This window comes from Vibrio sp. MMH1-50 (assembly GCF_022347645.1).
GTDB lineage: Bacteria > Pseudomonadota > Gammaproteobacteria > Enterobacterales > Vibrionaceae > Vibrio > Vibrio harveyi.
Genome location: NZ_JAKRGG010000012.1, coordinates 1 through 25,579, shown reverse-complemented (window position 1 = coordinate 25,579; position 25,579 = coordinate 1). Strand labels below are relative to the sequence as shown.

Below are 25,579 nucleotides of genomic sequence, written 5' to 3'. Positions count from 1 at the left end.
GCTGGGATTTTTCGTTAAGAAGTGTGTTGATAACTAAAATTCGTACTTCGCTGTAATAGCCCAGTTACGACCGGCTTGTGTTAGGTCTTTATTCTCAGTTTTCATTCCGCTTACATCATTCCAACTGTAGTATTCTTCGTCTGCCACATTAAATACTCCCGCTCGCAGGGTGAGATCTTTAATTGGCTTGTAGTATGCAGTTACGTCAACAACAGTTGCTGAAGAAATTGGTAGGATGTCATCACCATTGATATCACTGCTGTCTTTCGACGCAGTGTAGTTAACCGTTAGTGAAGAACCCCAGTTTTGTTCAGAGTCGTAGTTGAAGCCAGCAACTAGATTCCATGGGTTAACACTGTTTAATGGATCGTTGTTTCCGTCTTCACCCTCAGTATAGGCTGCAGCAACTCGAGAACTAAAGCCTTTTACTGGCATGAATTTATCCCAAGACAGTTGGTTGGAAAATTCAATACCTTTGATTGTTGCTTTACCAATGTTCACGGATTGGTAAACCGCAGGGTCGATACCTGGAATGAAGCTGCCTGAAACTTGTTGTCGCTCGATAAAGTTATCGTAGTCACTGTAGAATACCGCGACTTCACTGCTTGAAATATCGTTGTTGTGGCGCCAGCCAAACTCGTAAGAAATGCTTTCTTCTGCTTTCAAGTCTGGGTTTGGTTTGTTTATGTAACCGTGCATCGGGTTACCAAACGAGTAATACAGCTCTTGAAAATCAGGTGCGCGGAAACCTTGGCTTATCTGGGCAAACAAACGGTGTTGTTCGTTTAGTTTGTAGATCGTGCCTAAACGAGCAGTAAACGCGGAGTCAGAGAACTTTTTGTATTCGTTATCAGGGTTACCACTTGGGTTGTCGCTAGCGTTGCCAGGATCGGTTTCGAATGAGTCGTAACGAACACCAGGAGTGATGATGAAGTTGCCGACGGTAATCTCGTCTTGTAGGAAGACTCCGTAACGACGTTCACTTGCCGATGGGATGTAGAAGATCTCTTTATCCGTACCAGCGCTATTGAACTCTTTGTTTATGTTCTTAATGTCTTTATCTAAGTAAGACGCACCATAAACGATGTAATGTTCAGTGCTACCAAGCGTTAGGTACTTATCTAACTGCACGTCGAACTGGAAGCCTTCATCGCTGTAGGTGTAATCTTTGCGTTGATTGTTCAAGCCTTTGACACGATGTGTTATGCCAGTTTCGTCTTTACTTAAGTAATCTAGTTGCCACGTTAATGTGTCAGCAATTGATGCTTGAGCATCCCAAATATGCTTAATACCGACTTGATATTGTTCAGTTGTATCTTCGCTTCGTCCATCCGTGTAGCCATCATATGATTGAATGCCATCACCTTCATTGCGAATGTAGTTACCGCTAAATTCAAGTCTATGTGCTTCGTTTAACTGATATTGTAATTTCACTAAAAGGTCATTGGCAGAGGTATCGGCATCCGCTAAATCACCAAAGTTATCAAGCTCGCTACCATCACGGCGAGTGTAAGCAACTAAAGACTCAAGGTCCCCGGTTTTGTTTGCAAGAGCTACCGATTCGCTGAATGTATTGTCTTCTGAAGAGTAATTAAATTTCGCATGACCACCAAAATCACGACCCTTTAAGAAGTCCGAAGGGTCTTTCGTTTCGAAAGCTACAATGCCACCAATTGCGTCAGAACCATGCAAAGATGATGCTGCACCTTTTACGATTTCCACTGCTTTAACAAGATCGGTGTCAACTTCAACACGAGAAGAGTTAATAAAGTTATTGCCTGAATCGAACTGGTTACCTTGAGCAACACCATCAACTAGAACTTTAATTCGGTTGCCTTCGATACCACGAATGTTGATACTTTGAACACCTTGTCGAGCATTCGTCTCGACGGTAACTCCTGGCGTGTATTTAAATAGATCATCAAGACCGGTAATCATGCCATCTTCGATGTCTTGGTCTGTGACGACTGCAACTGACGCTGCAGTATCCTCGAGTTGGCTATTTGTACGTGTAGCAGTAACAACGACTTCTTTAAAAGTTGAGTGTTCTTCTGCTTGTGCACCGTGAGCTAGAGCTAATAAAATTGATGCTGACAGAATTGATTTTTTATACATTGGTTCTAACACCTTATATCCATGATAGGCAATAACAACGGGCGATATATTATTTCACGCAAATGATAATTACTATCATTATTGTTATCACTAAAGTGCTAGTTAGGTATGTCAGAGAAATGACCTTTTTGTATTTAGTACATAAAATTCAACAGGATAGCTTTTTATGACATAAGCTCGATGATAAGTTCTATAAAATTAGCAAATGAGATGTCGGTCACGTAAATTGCAGTTTGATGAAAAAGTAGGTATGCGCCAGTGTGATTTATTGGTGTTTACGTATTGTTGTGATGTATGGGTTATGGCGGTAGTTATGCATGATTTGCGATTGGTTTATTATTTTATGAAATGTTTACTCAGGTTATCCAACAAAGTCTGAAGTTAGGAGAATAGGTAGGGCTGAAAACTTACAGCCCAAATCTTTGCTTTATCAGATATCATTTTCGTTTGAGTGGTAACACCATATCTGCAGTGCCATCTGCAAATTGTACGTCCAACTCAAATCCTAAACTTTGTGCGAGTGACAGCATGCCTCGATTGGTTGGCATTGTCATTCCGGAAATCTGCTTGGTGCCTTTTGCTTGGCAGTAACTAATGATTTTTTGCATCAGTACTTTGCCCAGACCTTTACCCTTTAAATCTGATCGGACCAAAATCGCAAACTCTGCATCACTATTATCCGGTGTTATCAGAGCTCGAGATACACCAATAATGGAAGGTCCATTATCATCAAAGGCAACAGCAACAAATGCCATTTCACGGTCGTAATCAATTTGGGTTAAATTTGCGAGTGCCTCATGATTGAACTCCCCAACATCGGAGAAAAACCGATTGTAGAGATCTTCTTTAGATACGCTATTTATAAATTGAGCGTGAATTGGCTCATCCTCAGGAAGAATTGGGCGCAACAGAATAGGTTGCCCGTCACGTAATGTCACTGTCTCAACAAACTCTGCGGGGAAAGGACGAATAGCTAAGCGTTCCTGCGCATCTCCTTGGTACTTTTTGAGTGTCACGTCTGCGTCGATTATGGTTAATTCACTACCTGACACCAATACTGGATGTATATCCAGGCTCTCTATTTCTGGTAGTTCAACCGCCATTTGAGATATGCGAACCAGAAACTTTGATAGTTCGTTTACATCAATCGCGTCTTTATGCTTTTGCAAGCGAACTTTCCCTGATTTCAACGCAATTACCACTAAATAACGAGCTAGGTTCATATTCAGTGGTGGCAATGCCGCAACCGCGTCTTGAGTGATGTTCCAATCTGAGCCTCCTTGTCCGAGCAAAATCACTGGACCGAAAACTTTATCAACCGCGATACTAATTCTGAGCTCCTCAGCGCTACCTAGTTTCGCCATTCCTTGGACTAACAACCCTTGTAGGTTCGCCGCTGGATAGCTCAGCTTTGCGGTATCGAGAATGGCTTGCGCGGCGCTAGATACCTCCTGGCTATTACGCAAATTGAGTGCAACACCATGTACGTCAGACTTATGAGGAATATCGGGAGAGCGAAGCTTTACCGCGACCGGGTAGCCAATATTTTCCGCCATATGGACCGCTTCAGTAACTTCAGAAGCGATCCAAGTCGGAAGAATATTAAAGCCAAACTGTTCAAACAAAGGGCTGGTTTGATGCGTATCCAGCATTACTGTTTGTTTGTCCAGTAATTGTTCGTTTACCCATTCACGAGCTGAACTCACGCTACCGGAGTGTAAAGGTTCAGCGGTTGTTGGAGTTTCCATCAATTGTTTTTGATTTCGTCGGTATTCGACCAAATGCATGTAAGCAACGACAGCACTTTCAGGTGTTCTATAAGTTGGAATGCCCGCACGTGTAAAGGCTAGCCGAGCCTCTCTCGATGTCTGCTCACCAGACCAATTGGTTAATATATTGAAATGCTTATGTCGGGGATGAGCTTGAATTGCTTCAATCACAGCGTTCGCGGTTTCTAATGAATCCGACACCGCTGAAGGGCTATGCATTATTAAGATGGCATCAGCACAGTCTCCGTTCATCAGCGCGTTTATGGTATCGACATAACGTTTCTTTGTTGCATCTCCTGCAAGATCAATAGGGTTAACACCACGCCAACTAACAGGCAATGCGGACTTTAGTTGTTCGACAGACTCTTCATTTAACGTTGCGAGCTTGCCGCCTCTTTCAAATAGAGTATCGACTGCCATGATTGCAGGACCGCCGCCATTGGTTACGATAGCTAGGCGTTCGCCTCGAAGCGGAACCGAATGTGTCAACGTTTCTACTGCCGCAAATAACTCGTGCGTATTACCCACACGCAGCATACCCGTTCTTCTTATCGCAGAATCGTAGATAACATCCAATGAATCAGTGTTGCCATCGCTAAATGGGCGAGCTTGTGATGACCTACCAGCTTTGAGAACCAAGATACGACGGTTTCGTGACGCTGCACGTGCTGCTGACATAAAGCGTCGAGCATCTTTAATTGAATCAACATAAAGAAGAATGGCTTCGGTCTTTGCATCCATGCTTAAATAATCAAGCAGTTCTGCAAAGTCGATGTCTTGCCCTTGACCGATTGAGATAAAAGAAGAAAAACCAATATTCTTGTCGTTTGCCCAATCAAGAACCGTGGTACACACTGCAGCGGATTGAGAGATGAACGCAATTTTACCCGGTTGCGCTGCCACGGGAGAAAAGGTGCAGTTGAAGTTATGCCAAGGAAGAATTATCCCGAGGCTATTTGGTCCTAAGACTCTTATGTTTAGGTCAGAGAAATCAATACTTTCAACGTCATCTGAAATGACGATGGCAAACTCCGTGCCGCGCTGATCCAATTCAACAAGTAGTTGTTTATTACGTGACACATTGGTACAAAGAATGGCGATATCTGGGGTATAGGGCAGGGAGGCTACGTTAGGGTATGCGATAACACCAGATACAGACTTATATTTCGGTGTCACGGGCATGATTGCACCACCGAACCCGCTTTGAAGAAGATTCCGCATTACTATTTGCCCTGCGCGTAACTCTTTTTGAGAGGCGCCGATTACCGCAACAGAATTAGGTTTGAAGAGTTTTTGTAATTTATTCATTCTTTCTCCTTGGCCTCTTACGCCTAGAACGGTTGGTCACTCCTCATACAATCATAAACGAATAAGCATCTCTTTAAATATGGACAAAGCAGACATTGGCTCAAAAGTGAGCCAAGCGTACAGAGTTTGTGTCACTCATCACATGAAAATCACAGTTTATTGTGTTTGGTGCTTGATAAAATGACCTGCTATCGGCATGATTTATCGTAATATTTATTTAGAGCGTTTGTTACTCCATGAAAAAAATCGCAATCATCGGCTTATCAGTACTGCTTTCTGCTTGTGCTTCGGAAACTTACATCACAGATGTAACCTCAGAAAGCTACCGTGAGGACTACCAAACTCCTTCAGTTTCAAAACCTATTATGTCGTCTGAAAGCGCTGTAGTAGAGAAAGATGTAGAACCAACAGTTGTTAAAATGACTGCGAAGCCTGAAGAGAAAAAGGTAGTTAAGCTGACACCGAAAGAGCAGGTAAAACCAGTTAAGATCGTACCGCCAAGCAAGAAACAAGCGGGTATCCAGCGTTTTGGTTATACCATTCAAGTTGTCGCGGTTGGAAGCCAAGCTAAAGTGGATCAGTTCGCTCGCCAGCTTCCTCAAAATGGTCAGCCAATTTGGGAAAACTACAAAGTAGTGAACGGTACTAAGTGGTTCTCGGTACTTTACGGTGACTACGCAACAAGTGCAGAAGCAAAGCAGGCAATTTCTTCTCTGCCTGGTCATTTTCAACAGCTTAAGCCATTTGTGAAGAGTATCGATGCCATTAAGAACTCGGCATATCCTACGCTTAATAAGCTAAATTAATTTACGAAGAGAAGGGAGCGAAATGCTCCCTTCTTTTTTGGTCAAATCCTATTCGAACAGCATTCCTCACAGTAAAATAACTGTACGTTACTACTCAAAGGTTTATCATACTGAATAGTATCTTTTGGAGATCACGGAAAGATTGATTCATGATTAAAAATATCCTTTTACTATGCGGTGGCGGCTCTTCTGAGCACGAAATTTCACTGTTATCTGCTAATTTTGTTGAGCAGCAGCTAAACCTCATCGAAAACGTGAACGTTACGCGTGTAGAAATTAAAAATGAAGGTTGGGTGACTAACCAAGGTGAGTTGGTTTACTTAGATCTCAACACCAAAAAATTGTGTTCTGACAACTTAAGCTTAGAAGTCGATTTCATTGTCCCTTGTATCCATGGTTTTCCTGGCGAAACCGGTGATATCCAGTCTATGTTCGAAATCGCAGGCATTCCATATTTAGGTTGTGGACCAGAAGCAAGCAGTAACAGCTTCAACAAAATTACTTCGAAACTATGGTACGACGCGATTGGTATCCCAAATACACCTTACTTATTCTTGACTCGTAACGACGAGCAAGCTCATGCGCAAGCATTACAAGCGTTTGATAAATGGGGTAAAGTTTTTGTCAAAGCAGCACGACAAGGTTCATCTGTTGGCTGTTACAGCGTCACTGAAAAGGATGGTGTAATTCAAGCCGTTAACGATGCATTTGGCTACTCTGAGCAAGTTTTAGTTGAAAAGTCTGTGAAGCCGCGTGAGCTAGAAGTCGCAGCGTACGAAATGAATGGTCAACTGTTCATTACTAAGCCCGGAGAGGTCATTGCTCCAGATGGCGCGTTTTATTCTTATGATGAGAAGTACAGCAGCTCAAGCCACTCTTTGACAGAGGTTGAAGCAAAGAACTTAACAGCAGAACAAGTTGAAGCGATTCAAATTGCTTCTGAAACCGTCTTTAAACAGATGAATCTGCGTCACTTATCTCGCATTGACTTCTTCTTAACAGAAGATGATGAGATTTATCTGAATGAAGTCAATACCTTCCCAGGTATGACTCCAATCTCTATGTTCCCTAAAATGCTGCAGAACAACGGTCACAAGTTCCACGAGTTTTTAGCAGATTGTATTAATACTGCAATCTAAATAACGTTACCGTCGTTTGTTTTGTGGTAGAAATAGGCATAACTGAGCGATATAACAACATTAATGTTTGATTATTGCTCAGTTGTAATTATGATTGTAAAAAAGCACTAAATAGATGGCTCAGTGGTATGGCAATTTCAAATTATAGAGGTTTTAACCTGCAATCAGGCGGACCTGATGGTAGCGTTTGGAAGGTAAAAATCAAAAACCACGTTTTACAAGGCAGTTTGACGGCGGTAAAAAAGAGCATAGATTGGTGGTGCGACACCGCGTCTATTATTGATCCAAAAGAGTTTGCAACTTTAGGTCAACGCGCACAAAGCACTAACAGTCCACAAACTGAAATATTTAACGGCTACACGATAAAGAACGACACTGGCGAGCCAAACGCTTGGTATTGTATGTTCAATGGCAAACTGATCAAAGGCGGCAAAGCTGCGATTCAGCGTCATATCGAAGCGTATTTAGTTGCGAAACAGAAAGCGCTACAAGCTCAACAACAAAAGAAATAAGAATATGACACTCGTATATTCAACAGAAACTGGTCGAATCAAACCTGAAGAAGAGAAGATCGAACGTCCTAAAGGTGATGGTATTGTTCGCATTCAACGCCAAACTAAAGGTCGTAAAGGCAAAGGCGTTTGTATCGTAACTGGTTTAGATTTGGATGACGCGCCATTAAAGCTACTGGCAGCTGAACTGAAAAAAGTTTGCGGTTGTGGTGGCTCAGTGAAAGATGGAAGCATTGAAATTCAAGGAGATGCGCGTGATAAGATTAAAGCGCACCTTGAAAAGAAAGGCATGACAGTCAAGTTAGCCGGCGGTTAATAGTAAAAAAGAAGCCCTATGAGGGCTTCTTTTTTTAATATCCAGTAATGTATTGGGAATATCGTTTTTTCCCGAAAACTTGCTTAGTAATAAGAACGATAGAAACGCTAACCGTGAGTGTAAAGCCAAGAGTCAACAGAAAGAGTAGGAGGTTGGTATCTTGAGTTTCTGCATATTGGTAAAGCGGCGTTCTTTTAAGTACAGTAAGCACCCATGGGTGAATGAAGAACACGCCAAAGCTTGTTTTTGCTAACAGAGATAACAAGTGTGATCTGAACTGAAAGGCTTCGAAGAAGTAAAATAACGCGATCACGAGACATAGTTTTTGTAAGAACATTGTATCAACCCCGCCATAAACCAGCATTTCCTTAATGTAATTTCCCCGATGACCAACAGATGCTTCGTAAATACATAAGCAGAGCACTATTATTCCTAAAATCAGGAGCTTAGATTTAGCATTTACTAGCAATGAACTTCTATGTTGAGAAACACTACAACCAATGAGATAGATTGGCGTGAAATAAATAAACATTTGAAGTGGGTTCGTGTTTTCGTATGAACGATGAATAAACAGAGACGCTAAACATAGTAAAACGAGTATTGAAACTTGCTGGTACGCTTTAAGTCTGAGGAACTTAGTATGTAAAGGCGCAGACGCAAATAGCAATACAGCAAAAGGAATGTACCAGTAAGCCGTTAACATACGTCCTGTCAAAATGTACTTAACTGCGGTTGCGAACACAGAATCGTCAGAACTGAAGAGCATCCGTGAATCAATTTCTACGCCAGGTTCGAAATATCCTATTTTTGTAGCGAACAATAACATGGTCGCTAGAGAGCCCAAGAATAAATAAGGCAAAACAACTGCCTTGAACTTATTCAAATAAAAGTCAGTTGTTTTTGTCCCACGTTGGTAAAAGACATGATGAAACATGTATCCCGAAATAAATACAAACAAGGAAGTTGAGCCATAGAAAAAGCTCTGAAAAGCCAACCAAGGTCCAGAAGTAGTGCTCATGCCATAATGAAAGCAATGTACTGCGACAATACAAATAATGGCGAACCCTCGATAGTTTTCGATAGATTGTAAATGCTGACGCATAATGTTCCCGCGTGATTATACTTAAAAGCGCAAACTAACACTGTCAGCCAAACGATTGTACTAGATGGATGCAATCTCAGTAGATAATCAATATTGAATACTGACGAGAACTCATACTTTTCTAAAAATCAAAGAGTGTGCTAATAGCAGAGCAAGCAATCGCAGATTGATAGATCCATATTAGCTATTTTATGGTAAATCGCGGTTATGTTTAATGACAATCATAAAAAGCCTCATATTTTAAAATCTGAGAGGGATAGGAGCCCAAACGAAGAAAGAATTGGCGTACGTTGATATTCTATTTAACATAACACATATAATGCGCACCAAGGGGGGTTGGAATTTAACAATTGCTAACTCTTTGATTAAGCCTTTCATAAGTGTCTGATAACCAAGCCGTGATTTTTAATTTTGCTAGTTTTAAACGTTTAAGTCATTTGTACTATTGCTGGCGATTGTTTTGCACAGTCCATTAAAAACGCCTAAATGCCCGACCGCCACATTATGATGCGTTCGGTTACGGCGAAAACAACAAGAAAAATAATTTTAGTCAGTTATCCAATATGCGAGCGTTGTCATGTTTCACGAATCATTCCGCACACTCTTTTGGCGTGAGTTTAAATCTATTAAGCAAGGCGCAGATTACTTTCACGTAACCAAACCAACCGTTGTTCGTTGGCTTGATGGCACTATGCCTGTCAATCCAATGGCAGAAAAACTTCTACTCATCAAATCACTTGGTTACTTGCCCAATGATATTCGTTGGTCTGGTTTTCGTGTTTGTGAGAAGCGTGCCATCATCATCACGCCGTCTGGTCGTGAGTTCAGCCCTAAAGAATTGGAAAGTTTTGTGTTCTGGCGTGACGAACATCGTCAGCTAGTCGAGAAATTTGGGCATATAGACCAACCAAAGGTCTATCCTGCTAAAGAAAACGTCTTACCGTTTAAAGGCGGCCGTCGAATGAAAGCCGCCGAATGGATACCTACGAAAAAGAAGCTTTAGGCTGCAATCTGTTGACCGTCAGCATCATACTCCGGTTCCGTGGACGTTGCATGATTCAGTACGACAAAAAATGATGTCAAATCATAAGCCAACCCGCTAGCTGTGGCTGTTTGTACTGAGTCAAAATGCATGTCCCTAACTCTTTCAGGTAGTGCGTCAATTGACACAGTACTAGCATGGCTTGATAACTCTTGATGCCATTTTTTTAGCTTGTCCAGAGCGTTTGGTTGTTTGACATATACAATTAAGCCTCCCGAACTTTCGCCGGATGTGCCTGTCGCATACCTATCTAACAACTGCTCTAACCCGCTAGTTACATAAGATTGCCCCTTCCAGAGCTTTGCTTCTCCAATCCATTCAAAACCTTGTTGAGAGTGTTTTACTAATATATCGCAATGACCGCCATGCTGAGTATCATGCTCGGCATCATAATTAAGGCATCGTAAACACTTAATGATAACTGAACTTAGCGCATCTTCTCCGAAAGTATTGTCTTGATAGAGGTGCCTATCATGCTGCATGTCTTTGATTATGCGTAGTAAATCCAACTTCAAAACACGAACAAAACTATCGTAGTCGGATGCTGTTTTGCGTAAGAAAAAGTCTTTTGTTTCTTGGTCATTATCTAGAAAATGCTGAATGTCTGCTAGGTTGAATTGCGTACTCATTCAACCCCCTGTCTTACAGCTTGTCTATACAAATTTAATTCTGCTGATGGACGGAATACTGGATATATGTAATTGCTAAAGTTAGCAATAGTCTCCCCACTCAGTGGGTGGTAGAAATAGCCTTGAGTTAACGCTACGTGAACATCGCTTGCATCAATCTCTTCTGGATCTTCCATATATTCGTCGTAAAACTCAAAGTACATATCCAGAAGGTGAGCTTTTTTTGTAGTTAAGAAATCTGTCGCCTTGACCAGCACAGGGAAACGTTCGGTGCCGCAATCGGTTGCCTGCATCAAAGTGCCATAAGTGGCATAATTCAAAGTGATAGTTTCAGGGTCAGTCAAAAAGCCAAACAGTTTCTTGCAAATTTCAAGCTCAGTTCGGCCTTCTAGACAGATATTGATGTTGCTTTCGTACTCGTTAAACTTCGCTTTAACGCTGTATATGTTCATTTTTAAACCTAACTAGATATGTGCCAGCACTTTATCTAATACGAGGATGTTTTCTGTAAGCTTAGTACAATTGTGAATCAACAGCTTATCCAATGGGCCATTCGAGCTTAGCATTGCTCGACGACCGTTTAACTCAACGCCAACAGCCAAATCTTGAAGATCCCACAACTTGGTAACTTTGAACTTTGATAAGACCGAAGTTGCGTACTCTCCAGCTGCGTGATATTGGTCGTGTTTAATACAACCATTAGAGGATAAGCTTGGTAGCTTAATTGTATCAGTATTCCCATCGTCAGTAACGAACGAAACTGAATGAATACGCCCTCGGTCAACTTCTTCATACAGTTTATCAATTGCTAAGAATAAGTTCTCGCCTTGAGTGAGCTGTTGGCGCACGGTATCGCGCAGATACGAGTGTAGCTTATTAAACTCTATACCGGCTTCAGTGTTAGGTAGAGCACTTACGTCAACAGCGACAAAAATGTTTCGTGTAGATTCATCTAAAATCACAGCATGAAAACATTGGGTAGAAACGCGTCTACGACAGAATACCTCGACGCCCTGAGGAATTTGAGCTTGTCCAGATGCACTCAATTGTGAGCGTGGCACAGGCTCCGTTTTCGTAAAATAAGCTTTGTTAGAGAGAATCGCACACTTAACATTACGAGTAGCTGAAATTGCTTGAGTGCTGTAATCACAGAAAACAAGGTCTGTATTACAAGTATCTAAGGTTGCCTGATCAACTGGGAACGGGAAACTAGATGTAAATGCATGAGGTGCTAATGTCGAAGATGCCGTAGTAAAGAAGTTATCGATAGCATCAAACTTTGTTTGGGATACTGCTTTGAATATTTTAACTAATCGATTTCCACCAAACACAACATCTCGCCAAATCGCATCAATCTTTTGTTCGATTGTCGGGTCAACTACCAAGTTTTCAGTAATTTTTACTTTGAATGGTTCAATGCCTTGAGCACTGAAGCCTAAAGAAGCAGACAGTAGCTTTCTAGCAACAGAAAACCCCATTCGTTCTACTAGCATCTCAAACTTTTCAATCGCGGTGTAACTCATACTTACTTCCAAATACGCTCGCAAAAAACAATATGTTTTGTGAGGATACTATGAACTTGTGGTTTTTGATTAGTTTTTTTTGCGTAGTTTCATATAAAGATGAAGCATATGCTCACAAAAAAGCCGAACCCCATCGCTAAGGTTCGGCTTTCTGTAGGCTTCTTGATTTTGGTGGACGTCGATGAAAACGAATTGGAAGCCTGTCGAGGTCAATCGACTTGCCAAATGTATTGGCTCCCTGCCCGTTGTTGGAATCCTCTTTGACACTGAGCGAAAAGACTAAGCAACCAATTGAAGCTGACTCCCTACCCATCTAACGCACTGTTAACAAAGGTACGTTTAGGATTACTGCTCCTTACTATTCCTTACATACATCAATAAGCCTCTCCTATATATTCTTTCGCAGCTCTAAATAAAACAATATAAATAAGACAAGACAGGTAGGAGAACCATCGTATGGTTATTTTCACAGCGGATTCGCTAGCATTGATGCTGGATTTATTAAAACAGGCAGATTTCAAAACGAACCATTTCTATTTTAACAATGGTCATCAGCAAGATCAGGTTGTCGGGTTAGACATCCAATATGAGGACTTTGAATGCAATGGCTCTTTTCAGCGCTTAGAGACCCGTTATCGCTTAAAGCTAACCAATGGTGAACGAGTTGAATTTTGGTTCAACCGTGGTCAAATGAAGATCAACACGATTAAAGCATCACAACCAATGACTGACATTGGTACCCCAACTCAAATTTCGCAATACAACTTCTAACTTTCTCTCTGCTTCATGCAAAAAAGCCGAACCCCATCGCCAAGGGTTCGGCTTTTTAAATAGGCTTCTCACTGATCATTGGTACGTAAAACTTAACTTTCTTGAAGCCTGTCTAGGTCAATAGACATGACAAAGGTAGCGAGTCGATTGCCACTATGTAAATCATCATTAGTGTAGGTCTGAAGCTCGTCGCAAGGTTTAAGTTTTTGGCTTAATGTTTGCACATGATGCTTAGACGGGTAATACATTCCTTTCTCGAAATAATCTAATTCAAACTTCTTAGTCTCGTTTCTTCCTGGTTCTTTTTTCACTGCTCCGTGTGACCATCTAGAGATGGTCGTAACCGACTACGGCTATTTGAACGAGAGCGTGAATCTACACTTGGCTCTGTTCCAGCCTTTCGTTGTGACGCGGTAACTACTTAGTAAAACACTTACCCCTCCATAGACACGCATAGATGTAACTTGAAGATCATTTACATTGATTCTACTGCTTTAGATTTTATTTCTTCATACCCCTAATCCGATTGTTTTTTGATGTCGCCTTATTTTAAGGCGGAAATTTGTGTCTCGATCAAATTTTGTTCGCAAGTGCTTACTGTTCCCAAGTAGCCCGTTGATCAAAGGCGAAGGTATGGAAATTTTTTGTGACGCCGTCTCTTTTAGATTTTTACAGCATAAATCACTACCCAAATTATTCACAAATAATTGGTCTGTAATTAAATTACATAATGGTTGTTTGGCATTGTTCGCTGTGGAGATTTATTCTTTCGTAACTCATTGAAATATAGCCTGTTTGCTTTGTTTTTATGTGATTGCTATACATTTACCCCAACCTGAGTGCGCGATGGTTAATGTAAATTAGTAAAATTTTACTAACTCATTACTTTAGTGGTAACAGTTGTTTTGCGCTTGTTTTTAGTGACGTGGTAACGTCGAATTTTAATTGATTGGCGGGACTATTGCTGCGGGAGGATTTGATTTTCGATAGATACAAAAAAGCAGGGTCATTGCCCTGCTCTTTGGAATTTTCTTAGCTTTGTTGCTTTGCTGCGTATTCGGCTCGAATCTGCTCTGCAACAATCTTGATTGCTTCTGCTGTGCTCGTCCCTTTCGTCATCAATTCTTGGATGCGCTCAACAGCTTGTTGTTGTTCTTCGTGGGACAGAGGTGGTAAATCGTCAAACATAAAAAAAGCTCCTCATTGTGAGGAGCTGACTATAACGATTCGCTTAGTAGGTCGCAAGGAAATTAATTGAAGCCCCCATTGCGTCTTCGTTAGTGTACTGTGCGGCGATATCTACTTCGATTAGATTTAACGGTGACAGTCCGATACCTGCAGTAATTGTGCCTTCGTCATCTGAACGCGCTAGGTTTTTCATGTAACCGCCACGCAGAGCTAGTTGACGCAGTACATCGATTTCGAAACCGGCACGAATCATTTGAGTGTTGTCATCGAACGTAGAAAACTTTTTCTCTTCATTCAAATCGTAGTCAACGCTGAAGCTAAAGTAGTCCGCTACGTAGCCTGCACCCACAGTGTAAAGAGGACGCATGCTGTACTCATATGAATTGATGTTGTAATTATTTCCGCCCTGAGTGAACGTAAACGCTTTTGTTTTCACATCACGACCAATCAAGTTTTTAGCTGAAATACCTAATCGGTAAGGACCGAAGAACCATAACGCTCCGGCATCCAGGTTAAACATGGTTTCTGCGGTTTCATTTTCGCGAAGATCTTTGGTATCGAAAGACGCAAAACTTGTAGCGTATGAGTAAGTGTATATACGCTGCAGTTTTGGAGTGATACCAAAGGACAAGTGTTGATTCATGAAGTTAGCGTATTTCGCTAAAGAGATCCCCGCCTCTGCTACACCGATTGAAACGCCGCGAACGTAGTTTTTGTCAATGTCCGTAACGTCGTTAACTTCCGGTTGAACAAAGGATTCGGTATAGAGCTTGCCGTAAGCGGTCGCAGATAGGAATTTGTTAGGGATACCAACAGCAACAACACCACCGATATCGAAATCCATTTTTTGACCGTTGATGCCATTCAGACCTTTTGCGATCTCTGCTGGATCTGTAAGTTTGCCGATTCTTTCGATTTCATCAATCAGACCGTTTTGGTCGTTATAATTGATACCAAAACTTGGCACGATCATGCCTGCATCATCGTTACGACGATAGATTGCGGTCAGTGCTGGGTTAAAGAATGGCGCGGTTAGGTAAGAGGCAGATACAGTGCCCACTCCACCCATCGCATCACTGCGTGCTTCAATTGCGTAAGTTGCAGCAGAAGCAGCGCCGGAGAACAGCGCTGCAGTCATGGTGGTGGCTAAAATTTTGAATTGTGTCTTCATACTACACTTGTGTTTTCGTTCTTCCTGAACTTATATCGGCACAAATGTAATTTCTTTAGCTATTCTTCGAGAGAAACATCATAGGTTCGGCTAATAGTTTGAGCTTGCTCAACAATAATGTCACCTTGCCAACGACGACTGTTGATACTTACAGCTAAAACATAGCGATCATTTGGTATTCCCTCTAACTCTAATGAGTTTGGATAGTTCGACTCATACGTTTTTTTCCACACTTGTTCATACTGGCCTTCAACGTAATCGTAAAGCCCGACTTCAAGTTGTGGTAGAGGACAATGTGGGTTGCGTAGCGCGCTCTTTTCTACTTTCCAATTTTCTTTGGAGGTCCAACGAACATATTGTGAAGAATTTGAATCACCTAATATGACCCAAGTTCTGTAAGTGCGTTTGTCTTTTGTCGTCACAGATAGGTGGTATAAGCCAGCGTCTAGTTTACCCGTAAGGTTATAGCGCTTGAGGAAGTTACGTTCGTTGGCTAATTCCGTCCCTTGTTGTGGCTCTTCGTAGTTAAAAGAACTATCCGCCGAGATTGAGCTATCAACCCAACGACGAAAAGAAATGTCATCGATGTCGGTTGTTGCACGTAGCTTAACGACTAAGCGATAGGTATCACGCCCGGGGCTTTGTATGGTTTGCCGGATAACGTTAATCCCGCTTATCCACTCCGGTAGAGTCACTCCCGTTAAAGATTTTCCACAGTCTTTTGATAGTGATTGAGCGAGCAAGTCATTAAGGTGTGGTCTTAGTTCTTTATTAGGTTCACTTTGCCAAAGTTCGACAAGAGAGTTGAACATGCCACCGAGGTCATCTTCTAAAAGATGTTGGTGTGCTTGTGTCAGCGGTGTGTTGGATTGAAACCAGTCCGTTGCATGGACTGGTTTCACTAACAGTAATGATAGAACTACAGGAAGTAGTGTTTTCATTCTTGTTCTTACGCTTTCATCTTGTAACCAACGCCGCGAAGCGTTTCGATTTCAAGACCTGGTAACTTCTGGCGAAGCTGCAGTACGTGTGTGTCTACAGTACGTGTGGTTGGGAAATGGTTGTAACCCCATACATGGTCAAGTAGCTCATCACGAGTAAAGACACGACCTAGGTTTGATGCTAAGAACAGTAGCAAGTCAAACTCGGTACGAGTCAAAGTGATCATCTCCCCTTTGAAAACGACTTCGCGTGTTGCACGGTCGATTTCTAGGTCTTTAGTCATGACTTTATCGGCATTACCTTGTTCTGCTGAATCTGGTGCACGCAACTGTGCACGAATGCGTGCAAATAGCTCCGCTTCAGCAAACGGTTTTGTTAAGTAATCGTTCGCGCCAGAGTCAAGACCCGCAACTTTATCTTTAACTGTCACCAGTGCAGTCAGCAGAATAACTGGGACATCTTTAATTTTTTTCCATTCAGGAAGTGATTGTACCGAATCACCATCAGGCAGTTGGCGATCGAGAATGACTAAGTCAGCCTTTTTCCATTGTGGCTCAACGTCTGAAATACGCTCCACATGTAAACACTCATATCCTGCTTGTTCCAGGCTTACTAACAGGCCGTCAGCCAAGTTTTTATCGTCCTCAACGAGAAGCAGTGTCTGTTTCACAAGGTATCTCCAATATAAAGGTTGTAGGTGGTCCCATTAGGGACATTTTTCCGCCCATGCGGCCTACCATTGATTCAACTATTGTTAATCCAAGCCCTAGTCCGCTCTTACTAACAAACGGTTTTCTTAGGTTTGCCCAATCTTTTGCAGTCAAGCTGCCGGCATCTATGACTTGGATAATGATTTTTTCTGCACTGGTTTCAACACGAAGTTCTACCGGTGCTTCGCCATACTTCAATGCGTTACGCAGCAAGTTATCGATACAGGTCCCGAGCCAATACACGTTAACTTTAGCAGCTACATCTTCATTAATTTTGAAAAGTACAGCGTTATCAAATTCTTCTTCAATCTTATATTCTAGCCATTCTGCAACGGATGGAACCCAGTCTGTTGCAAGCATTTGGTTATCAGATTGCAAATAATCTTTACTTGCTTCTGCTAACTGGCGTAATCGGCGCGTATCTTCACACAATCGACGGAATTCATCGTAGACACTTTCCGGAAGGTGTTCAAACTCTCGACGAAACCCTTCTACAGTTAGCGACAATGATGCGATCGGCGTTCTCAGTTCGTGCGTTAAAATTTGCAGAACCAACATACGGCTGCGCATTTCTTCACGCTTGCTATTCCAACGATATACCGCCCAACCGATCACCAACAAAATGTTGGCGATGACGAGGATGATCATACTGATCCGCAACACTTGCGAGTGATCTTCCACATCCCAACAAATGTTGCCACGTTTTACGAAGCAGCTTCGGCTTTCTGATGCTAAACCGTAAGACAGACCGGCGTTTGCAACGTTCTCCTGCCATACGTTTTTAGCGAATACAAAATAATGGTCGCCACGGCGAAGCCACAGTTCTTTGCCTTCAATGAACATACTTGCGCCAGCGATGAGTGCATTAATTGCATCGTCATCCATGTTTTGCAGGCTAGAAAGCAGTTCATCCCCTTCATCATTACTTCTCTCTTTGATATGCATGTACTGAGCAAGTTTGTTACGTAGCTCAGGATACTTTTCCGCATAACGCGCTGCGTATGTACCACCACCTGGGTGGATCAGACCGCTTCGAGAAAACCAACGTGGTGTAAGCTGCGTCCCTTTACATATGGCACGCGTAAACACCAAAGGTTCAGTAATTAAAGGGCTTAACGGTAATTTTCCGCGACATGTGTTCGCCAAACGGTACAACTGCTGGATGTCTTTCAGCGGGTAATCTGCGGTTTGTGGCAGCATTGAATCCGGAGAAAGCAACTTAGTTGGGTAGTTAGATTGCAGTATGCGTATATCATACGATTTAAGAGCCACTTCATAATTAAATAGCTCTGTAAATGTATCTATTCGTTCTGGTAATGAATCTGCAAATGCGGGTGCCGAAAAAAGTGGCAGCATTAGAGCAGAACGGAGCAAAAACTGTTTAATCAAACTGTTACCGTTACTTGTTATATTAGCCAGAACTATACATCAATAAACAAGCAAATGACATTAGACAGCTTAAGGATTTGCAGTACTATAACATTGAAAGAGCACAAAAAAAGGCCAGCGAATGCTGACCTTGATTAGTTTTAAAGCAACATATTTTAAAGTGCTTTGAAAATCGCCTCGACACTTTCTTTCGCATCACCGAATAGCATTGAGGTGTTTTCTTTAAAGAACAATGGGTTCTGAACACCTGCATAGCCAGTATTCATTGAACGCTTGAATACGACTACGTTTTGCGCGTTCCAAACTTCCAATACAGGCATACCTGCAATTGGGCTATTTGGATCTTCTAGTGCTGCTGGGTTAACTGTATCGTTCGCGCCGATAACAAGAACCGTATCTGTTTCTGGGAAGTCATCGTTGATCTCGTCCATTTCTAGCACGATATCGTAAGGAACTTTAGCTTCCGCTAGCAGTACGTTCATGTGGCCAGGTAGGCGACCCGCTACTGGGTGAATACCAAAGCGAACTTCGATTCCTTGAGCGCGTAGCGTTTCAGTAATCTCGTGAACAGGGTATTGCGCTTGAGCTACTGCCATACCGTACCCCGGAGTGATGATCACTGATTTTGAGTTCTTCAGCATTTCTGCAACTTCTTCAGCAGACGTTTCACGATGCTCGCCCTGCTCTTCATCACTGGAAATCACAACTTCTTGACCAAAGCCGCCTGCAATTACACTCACGAATGAGCGGTTCATTGCTTTACACATGATGTAAGACAGGATAGCGCCTGAAGAACCAACCAGTGCACCAGTCACGATCAGAAGATCGTTTGCTAGCATGAAACCAGCCGCTGCTGCTGCCCAACCTGAGTATGAGTTCAGCATTGAAACGACTACTGGCATATCTGCACCACCAATCGATGCAACCAAATGGTAGCCGAATGCAAACGCTATTAGCGTCATGATGATCAATGCGAACATGCTGCCGTCAGCTTTTACGAAGTAAATCATAAGAAGCGTAGAAACGACGATAGCCGCAAGGTTCATTTTGTGCTTGTGAGGCAAGTTAAGTGGCGATGATGAGATGATGCCACGCAGTTTACCAAACGCTACGATAGAACCGGTAAAGGTCACTGCACCGATGAATACACCAAGGAATACTTCAACAAGGTGAATCACATGTTCAGCGTGCATACCAGCGAGGTCAGTTGAAACTGGTGCTGGTGGCTCTAAGTAGCTGTTAAAGCCAACAAGTACTGCTGCCATACCTACAAAGCTGTGTAGAATCGCAACCAGTTCTGGCATTTCAGTCATTTCTACTTTCTTCGCGTAGTGGATACCGATACCACCACCGATCACCATTGCAATAATGATCCACGCAAAACCTTCCGCATTTGGGCTGAAGATCGTCGCGATAAGCGCGATCGCCATACCCGCAATACCGTAGTAGTTACCGTTTCTTGCCGATTCTTGTTTAGAAAGTCCCGCGAGACTCAAGATGAAAAATAGCGCAGCAATGATGTATGCCGCTTGTACTAATCCTGCAGACATTGGTTACTCCTATTATTTATCTTTGCGGAACATTTCAAGCATACGTTTGGTCACGGTAAAGCCACCAAAGATGTTAATGCTTGCAATGAGAACAGCAATGAATGATAGGAAGGTAACAACGCCATTACCCTGACCGATTTGTAGCAGTGCACCTACTACGATAATGCCCGAAATCGCGTTCGTTACAGACATTAGAGGAGTATGCAGAGCATGTGTTACGTTCCACACTACGTAGTAACCTACCACACACGCCAACACAAACACGGTGAAGTGAGACAGGAAAGCTGCTGGAGCAACAGATGCTACCCACGCAAACGCACCAACGCCTACTGCCAGTGCACCAAACTTCTTAACTGGTGACGTTGGTTCTTCAACTTTAGGTTGTGGCTTAACAGGTTCTTGTGGTTTAGCTTGTGGCTGCGCAGACACCTGAATCGGTGGTGCAGGCCAAGTAACCTCGCCTTCTTTCACTACAGTGACACCGCGAAGAACAACATCTTCAAAATCAATGTTGATGTTGCCATCTTTCTCTTTGCACAGCAGCTTTAGAAGGTTTACAAGGTTGGTGGCGTATAGCTGAGAAGATTGCGTTGGCAGTCGACCTACCATATCGGTGTAACCAACGATTTTCACGCCGTTAGCCGTTGTGATGACTTGATCTTTTACAGTGTATTCACAGTTACCGCCATTTGCTGCTGCAAGGTCAACGATAACGCTACCGGCTTTCATACTATCCACCATCTCTTTGGTGATTAGCGTCGGAGCCGGTCTACCCGGAATTAGTGCGGTGGTGATGATGATATCAACGTCTTTCGCTTGCTCTGCGTACAGCTCAGCCGCTTTTTTGTTGAACTCATCTGACATTTCTTTCGCGTAGCCGTCGCCTGAGCCCGAGTCTTCTTTGAAGTCTACAGTCAGGAACTCTGCACCCATCGATTCAACTTGCTCTTTTACTTCAGGACGAACATCAAAAGAGCGAACGATAGCACCAAGACTACCAGCAGCGCCGATCGCCGCAAGACCCGCAACACCGGCACCTGCAACCAACACTTTCGCTGGTGGAACTTTACCTGCTGCCGTAATTTGACCAGTAAAGAATCGACCAAACTCATGTGCAGCTTCAACCACTGCACGATAGCCAGCAATATTAGCCATAGAAGAAAGTGCGTCTAATGCTTGCGCACGAGAGATACGAGGAACGGCGTCCATTGCCAGAACGTTAATGTTCTTGCTAGAAAGTTGTTCCATTAACTCTGCATTTTGAGCAGGCCAGATGAAGCTTACTAGTGTTGCGCCATCTTGTAGTAATGCGATTTCGTCGATGCCTTTCTCTTCATCCACGAGCGGCGCATTGACTTTAAGGATTAAGCCTGATGTCCATACTTCTTCACTAGATACAATTTTCGCCCCTGCGGCTTCATAAGCTGCATCGTCGAAACTGGCTAGCACCCCCGCTTGAGATTCGATAGCGACATCGAACCCCAACTTAATTAACTGCTCAACCGACTTTGGTGATGCAGCTACTCGCGATTCACCTGCGAGTATTTCTCTAGGTACACCGATTTGCAAAACGCATACTCCTTGTATACATATCAATAATTAGTCCCAAAACAGAGCGTAGCTCTACTCTAATTCTTTTTTATTTCTATCTGTTTACGACGCAAGATAAATGCAAACGAATGATGGTGTTTGGGGTCACCCACTTGCATAGTCACATCTTGACTAACAGCCCTGTTATTATTCTGTTTTTATCTAACGTCAATCGTGACTTCAAGTGTTTTGTAATAAAAATACTAAATTTCATTACATATAACGCCACGGAATGAATAATTCTCCACTTCGCGCTGAAAAATAACAACGATTAGCATGACTAAGCAGAGGTCTAACCAGACACACTCTAACTGCTTATTTAACAGATATTTAAGCCTAAAAAAGAAAGAGAGCCATCAGCATATACACTAATGGCTCTCTTTAAGATGATTCGTATCAAGTTGCAGTGAATTCTTAATCGAAGATCTTTTCACCCATTTGGTCAATAAACATCTGCGATTTTTTGAGCATCAGTTCATTGGCGTCTTGCTCTGAACCCAATAAATCAGAACGGATAAAACGATGTGACTTCACTTCGCCATCAAAGTCTTTTTCGATACGTCCAGCAATACGGTACTGACCGCCTTCTGAAAGGCTTTCTTGATAGATTAGGTACCCTTTGTACTCAACTGGTTCAACCGTTTTTACTTCAGCAGCTTTTTCACTGCCACCGAACAAGCGTGAAAAGAATCCCACGGTTCCTCCTTGGGGATGCCCACTATCTGTACCTTCTCTTAGATACTAATGAACATCGATTATTTTATGTTGACGTTGAGGATCGGTTTTTCGAACCAATCCAGTTCTTTGTCTTCATCATAACTGGTATGGGACAAAATTACAGGCACATCATTGTTACGATTTTTGCGTCTGTCTTCTAGGATCATTGCCGCTGCATTTTGGACTGCGATATCAACACTTTGCTTAAACTGAGCCAGCTTTCGCTCAGGAAGTGCAGAAAGAAAATCGATGTCGTGTCGAATATAAACCGGTTTTAACTGTATGAGCGCGAGGCAGGCAATATCGGCGAGCTGCTCATTGTCAAACTCATCGATATACTGCTCTGAAGCAAGCACCTGTCCTACCAAAGTTTCCATGTAATTGTGTACGTCTGAACTGATCTGCATCGATTTTCTCCTTTGTTCAACACTTTGAAAGTATAGCACCCACAAGTTACATGCAACTTGTTGATTGCTCTTAATTTAATCAACCTCTCTCTTTTTGTAAGCATTGACTGTAAAATGCTTGGAAATTTCCTAAATACACGTATTCTTGTTAGTTTTGAAAGCATGTGAATTTATACTGTTCACACACGGTATTAATTGAATGCTTAATGTAACTCATTAGATATATTCAACTATTTGAAGGTAATTTGTAGTAGATGGCTTCATCTTTAATGACCTCCCCAGGCTTTAGGTTTCTATTCCCAATTTTGTTATTGGGTATGGTCAGCGTGGGTATGGATAGCATTATTCAGATGACTCAGTCGAACTGGGGAATCGCTGCAAACTTGCCGTATATTTTGCTCGGCTGTGCACTACTAATGTGTTACTCGTTCAAGCAAGGTCGCGAGTCCATGGTGTGTATCGCGATGCTCCTCGCTTATTTTGTGATTCAGCACCGCTTACAGGTACCACTTCAAACTGGCACAGCTCTTTTAGAGCTTACCATCCTCGCAAGTTTGCTTCCTGTGTCTTTCTTAGCTGTTTTTCTCTTCAATAAAGAAGGCTTCGATTCACGAGCAACCCTAACGTACATGTTGATGTTGATCCTGTTTGTGTTTTGGTCTTACGTAACATTGACGTATTACGTCGAAGGCGGCTTTGAACAGTGGACTAATGGTATCTTGTTTATCGTACCGAGTATCTCCAAGCTTCCTTTGGTCTTGGTGCTTTACTGCATTGGCATTGTTTGTTTTCTTGGAATCCTGGTGCTTAAGAAGAACAAGATCATCCATGCAATGACCTATTCTGCAATGGTTCTGGCATCAGCAACGTTTATTTTCTTCGATGTTCAATACATATCTAGCACCATGTTCACGCTAACTGGATTGTTGATCATCATCTACTCAACATCAGCAAGTCATCAACTGGCATTTACTGACAGCCTGACGCTCATCCCAAGCCGCCGTGCATTAGATTTAGACTTAAAACATATGGGGCGAAAGTTCACCATTGCGATGCTCGATGTGGATCATTTTAAGAAATTCAATGACACCTATGGGCATGATACTGGTGACGATGTATTGAAGATGGTGGCTTCTCGCCTAATGAAAACTCAGGGCGGCGCCAAGGTATACCGCTTTGGTGGAGAAGAGTTCACGATTGTTTTCAAAGGCAAGTACACCGAAGATTGCGAAACGCATGTGGAAGAAGTTCGCGAACTGATTGCACAATATGAAATGATTCTACGCGATCAAGACAACCGTCCTGAAGATAACAAACAAGGTCGTAAAAAACGTGGTAATACCGATCCGAAGAAGAAAACCGTGTCAGTAACGGCAAGTTTTGGTGTGGCAGACAGCCGCAGTGCTCGCAATCCTGCTGATGTTATTAAGTTAGCGGATGACGCCTTGTACAAGGCGAAAAAAGCAGGCAGAAACTGCGTTAGGTTCTGCCACGCTTAATCCGTATTACATCAATGTACGGACATTATGCTTGGTTGAAGAAAAGCACCAAGCTTCCCCCCTTGAATGCACTACCATAGTTCAGGCTCATCCCCACACCGATGTTAACGACAAACGGAATTTTGACTGGAGGAGTCATCAACCAGCCCATACTTGCTTCGTAGTAGTGGTCTGTGTTTAACGGCTTTTTCGTGTCTCCACCAATGTCTACACGATTAAAACTGGTATAAAGCGATTGGACCATATTTTGCCAAATAGCCAACCGATGGAAGACTTTCACGCCATTGACCCAGTACCAACCTTCGGGATTAATAGCATCATCTCCCTTCCCTAGATTGATGCCAAAACCATTGAAATAGTGCGGTGAGGACCAAAAGTACCACTGTCCAAAATGACCGTAAGGGCTGTATTTTACAGTCGCGTTAAGTTCACCAACCATAGCTACAGAGCTCGTGTTGACATAAACGCCATCAATCTGGTCTCTATAGTCTTCTAATGTATCACTCCGGTACGCATAATTATTTTGGTAATACATGACGTGTGTACCTGCCGCCGCGCTTAACGTTACATTTCGGTTGAGATACGCTTCCTGTTCGACTTCTAAGTATCCACCAAAAGTCAACTCATCCATTTCGTCGGGTGTAACCGACTCAAATGCGGATATTTTTTGTTGAGCAGACAGTAAATACCCCCTTCCATTTACCTTAGTTTGATAAGGAGAATAACGATAATGGTTAACGGGAACACTGAATGGCAAAGACATCACAGAGACTTTTTTCCGTAAATCGACGGATTCACTGTCACCCAACGATTCATCATCAAGGTTAAGGAACTCATTAGGGTCGAAGTTTGAAAATCCAAACGTGAAAACATCGCTGTCAGAAAGCACAATGCTGGATGCAAAGTTATAATCGAACTCTTTTTGAAGTTGTTTTTGAACCGTACTGGAATAAGAAGAAGTAGAGGCGAAAACCATCGCCAGACAAGCCAACTTACGCATAACTCTTATGTGTTTGCTATCGCCGTTCCATGACTTGGTTTATGTGCTTATGTTCCTATTAAGCAAAATGGGGCGCGATTTTGGCTTGGAGAAGAAATAAATGCAAATGTTTTCTTTATGCCTAGGAGCGGTTGCGTTTTCAAGCGGTTTTATGCTGGTTTATTAAGCAGTATTTGTTTGGAAGGCTAAACGACACACTCCTTGCCTCGCCTAAAATGATTTTGACTATACCCAAGTGACTTCAAGATGCAGGATTCAGAGCGTTGTCATTGATTCGAGAGCAAAGAAAGCAACGCAGTGTAATAGCCAGCTCTTTCCAAGTTGTTTGACGCAGCAATCGGGTCAATGACACGCTCCCAAAGGGCGAGCTGCCTTGGCTTGTAT

General features: G+C 42.5%; 23 protein-coding genes. 7 read left to right on the top strand and 16 right to left on the bottom strand.

Features of this window, described 5'->3' with window-relative positions; all coding sequences use genetic code 11:
• Positions 1–33 precede the first annotated feature (33 nt).
• Entirely contained in the window at positions 34–2,115 is a 2,082-nt protein-coding gene (locus tag MHO32_RS11510) for a TonB-dependent hemoglobin/transferrin/lactoferrin family receptor (RefSeq protein WP_239211950.1), read from the bottom strand.
• 437 nt (positions 2,116–2,552) lie between these two features.
• Entirely contained in the window at positions 2,553–5,192 is a 2,640-nt protein-coding gene (locus tag MHO32_RS11505) for a bifunctional acetate--CoA ligase family protein/GNAT family N-acetyltransferase (protein ID WP_239211947.1), read from the bottom strand.
• 236 nt (positions 5,193–5,428) lie between these two features.
• On the opposite strand from MHO32_RS11505, the gene MHO32_RS11500 reads away from it, so the two are divergent.
• The 4 genes from MHO32_RS11500 (at position 5,429) to yciH (ending at position 7,965) form a co-directional block, all read left to right on the top strand.
• Positions 5,429–5,998 (top strand): SPOR domain-containing protein, encoded by a 570-nt coding sequence (locus MHO32_RS11500; RefSeq protein ID WP_005451792.1) that lies wholly within the window; start codon positions 5,429–5,431, stop codon positions 5,996–5,998.
• A gap of 149 nt (positions 5,999–6,147) precedes the next feature.
• Positions 6,148–7,137 (top strand): D-alanine--D-alanine ligase, encoded by a 990-nt coding sequence (locus MHO32_RS11495; protein WP_009696674.1) that lies wholly within the window; start codon positions 6,148–6,150, stop codon positions 7,135–7,137.
• Between the two features lie 128 nt (positions 7,138–7,265).
• Positions 7,266–7,649 carry a DUF3319 domain-containing protein gene (locus tag MHO32_RS11490; RefSeq protein ID WP_005451794.1) on the top strand — a complete coding sequence of 128 codons (384 nt, stop codon included), beginning with the start codon at positions 7,266–7,268 and terminating at the stop codon, positions 7,647–7,649.
• A 4-nt stretch (positions 7,650–7,653) separates the two neighbouring features.
• Positions 7,654–7,965: a stress response translation initiation inhibitor YciH gene (gene yciH, locus MHO32_RS11485; protein WP_009696673.1), complete on the top strand. Its 312-nt coding sequence runs from the start codon at positions 7,654–7,656 to the stop codon at positions 7,963–7,965.
• A 34-nt stretch (positions 7,966–7,999) separates the two neighbouring features.
• On the opposite strand, the gene MHO32_RS11480 is transcribed toward yciH, so the two are convergent.
• On the bottom strand, positions 8,000–9,067 hold the full coding sequence (locus MHO32_RS11480) for an acyltransferase family protein (RefSeq protein ID WP_239211944.1): 1,068 nt from the start codon (positions 9,065–9,067) through the stop codon (positions 8,000–8,002).
• Between the two features lie 577 nt (positions 9,068–9,644).
• Here MHO32_RS11480 and MHO32_RS11475 point away from each other — a divergent pair.
• The gene (locus MHO32_RS11475; protein ID WP_239211929.1) at positions 9,645–10,070 is read left to right on the top strand and encodes a phage protein; all 426 of its coding nucleotides are present in this window, start codon (positions 9,645–9,647) and stop codon (positions 10,068–10,070) included.
• On the opposite strand, the gene MHO32_RS11470 is transcribed toward MHO32_RS11475, so the two are convergent.
• From MHO32_RS11470 to MHO32_RS11460, 3 genes are read right to left on the bottom strand one after another with little or no spacing between them, the layout of a single operon-like run.
• Complete coding sequence (locus MHO32_RS11470; RefSeq protein ID WP_239211927.1) at positions 10,067–10,738, bottom strand: hypothetical protein; 672 nt, start codon at positions 10,736–10,738, stop codon at positions 10,067–10,069. The two genes, MHO32_RS11475 and MHO32_RS11470, sit on opposite strands and share 4 nt — an antisense overlap.
• Entirely contained in the window at positions 10,735–11,190 is a 456-nt protein-coding gene (locus MHO32_RS11465; RefSeq protein WP_239211925.1) for a hypothetical protein, read from the bottom strand. The genes MHO32_RS11470 and MHO32_RS11465 overlap by 4 nt, the downstream gene beginning before the upstream one ends.
• A 12-nt stretch (positions 11,191–11,202) precedes the next feature.
• On the bottom strand, positions 11,203–12,261 hold the full coding sequence (locus MHO32_RS11460) for a hypothetical protein (protein WP_239211923.1): 1,059 nt from the start codon (positions 12,259–12,261) through the stop codon (positions 11,203–11,205).
• Between the two features lie 456 nt (positions 12,262–12,717).
• Here MHO32_RS11460 and MHO32_RS11455 point away from each other — a divergent pair, with 456 nt between their 5' ends.
• Positions 12,718–13,032, top strand: a complete 315-nt coding sequence (locus MHO32_RS11455; RefSeq protein WP_005451803.1) for a hypothetical protein — start codon at positions 12,718–12,720, stop codon at positions 13,030–13,032.
• A 1,032-nt stretch (positions 13,033–14,064) separates the two neighbouring features.
• On the opposite strand, the gene MHO32_RS11450 is transcribed toward MHO32_RS11455, so the two are convergent.
• The 9 genes from MHO32_RS11450 to MHO32_RS11410 form a co-directional block, all read right to left on the bottom strand.
• Positions 14,065–14,220, bottom strand: coding sequence for a YoaH family protein (locus MHO32_RS11450; RefSeq protein WP_005446846.1), 156 nt, complete (start codon positions 14,218–14,220; stop codon positions 14,065–14,067).
• A 43-nt stretch (positions 14,221–14,263) separates the two neighbouring features.
• A complete protein-coding gene (locus MHO32_RS11445) occupies positions 14,264–15,391 on the bottom strand; it encodes a conjugal transfer protein TraF (RefSeq protein WP_005446848.1) in 1,128 nt (375 codons plus the stop codon).
• Between the two features lie 59 nt (positions 15,392–15,450).
• Positions 15,451–16,332: a DUF2861 family protein gene (locus MHO32_RS11440; protein WP_005446850.1), complete on the bottom strand. Its 882-nt coding sequence runs from the start codon at positions 16,330–16,332 to the stop codon at positions 15,451–15,453.
• 8 nt (positions 16,333–16,340) lie between these two features.
• Entirely contained in the window at positions 16,341–17,003 is a 663-nt protein-coding gene (gene vxrB / locus MHO32_RS11435) for a response regulator transcription factor VxrB (protein WP_005446851.1), read from the bottom strand.
• On the bottom strand, positions 16,978–18,399 hold the full coding sequence (gene vxrA, locus MHO32_RS11430; RefSeq protein ID WP_301182665.1) for a sensor histidine kinase VxrA: 1,422 nt from the start codon (positions 18,397–18,399) through the stop codon (positions 16,978–16,980). The genes vxrB and vxrA overlap by 26 nt, the downstream gene beginning before the upstream one ends.
• A 188-nt stretch (positions 18,400–18,587) precedes the next feature.
• Positions 18,588–19,982 carry a Re/Si-specific NAD(P)(+) transhydrogenase subunit beta gene (gene pntB, locus MHO32_RS11425; protein WP_005446861.1) on the bottom strand — a complete coding sequence of 465 codons (1,395 nt, stop codon included), beginning with the start codon at positions 19,980–19,982 and terminating at the stop codon, positions 18,588–18,590.
• A gap of 12 nt (positions 19,983–19,994) precedes the next feature.
• Complete coding sequence (locus tag MHO32_RS11420; protein ID WP_009696668.1) at positions 19,995–21,551, bottom strand: Re/Si-specific NAD(P)(+) transhydrogenase subunit alpha; 1,557 nt, start codon at positions 21,549–21,551, stop codon at positions 19,995–19,997.
• Between the two features lie 435 nt (positions 21,552–21,986).
• Positions 21,987–22,268 (bottom strand): HlyU family transcriptional regulator, encoded by a 282-nt coding sequence (locus tag MHO32_RS11415; RefSeq protein WP_005446863.1) that lies wholly within the window; start codon positions 22,266–22,268, stop codon positions 21,987–21,989.
• Between the two features lie 59 nt (positions 22,269–22,327).
• Positions 22,328–22,696 carry a late competence development ComFB family protein gene (locus MHO32_RS11410; RefSeq protein ID WP_005446871.1) on the bottom strand — a complete coding sequence of 123 codons (369 nt, stop codon included), beginning with the start codon at positions 22,694–22,696 and terminating at the stop codon, positions 22,328–22,330.
• 254 nt (positions 22,697–22,950) lie between these two features.
• On the opposite strand from MHO32_RS11410, the gene MHO32_RS11405 reads away from it, so the two are divergent.
• Positions 22,951–24,195 (top strand): GGDEF domain-containing protein, encoded by a 1,245-nt coding sequence (locus MHO32_RS11405; protein WP_009696667.1) that lies wholly within the window; start codon positions 22,951–22,953, stop codon positions 24,193–24,195.
• Positions 24,196–24,220: 25 nt separating this feature from the next.
• Here MHO32_RS11405 and MHO32_RS11400 read toward each other — a convergent pair whose 3' ends face one another.
• Complete coding sequence (locus MHO32_RS11400; protein WP_050908197.1) at positions 24,221–25,195, bottom strand: Solitary outer membrane autotransporter beta-barrel domain; 975 nt, start codon at positions 25,193–25,195, stop codon at positions 24,221–24,223.
• Positions 25,196–25,579: the final 384 nt, after the last annotated feature.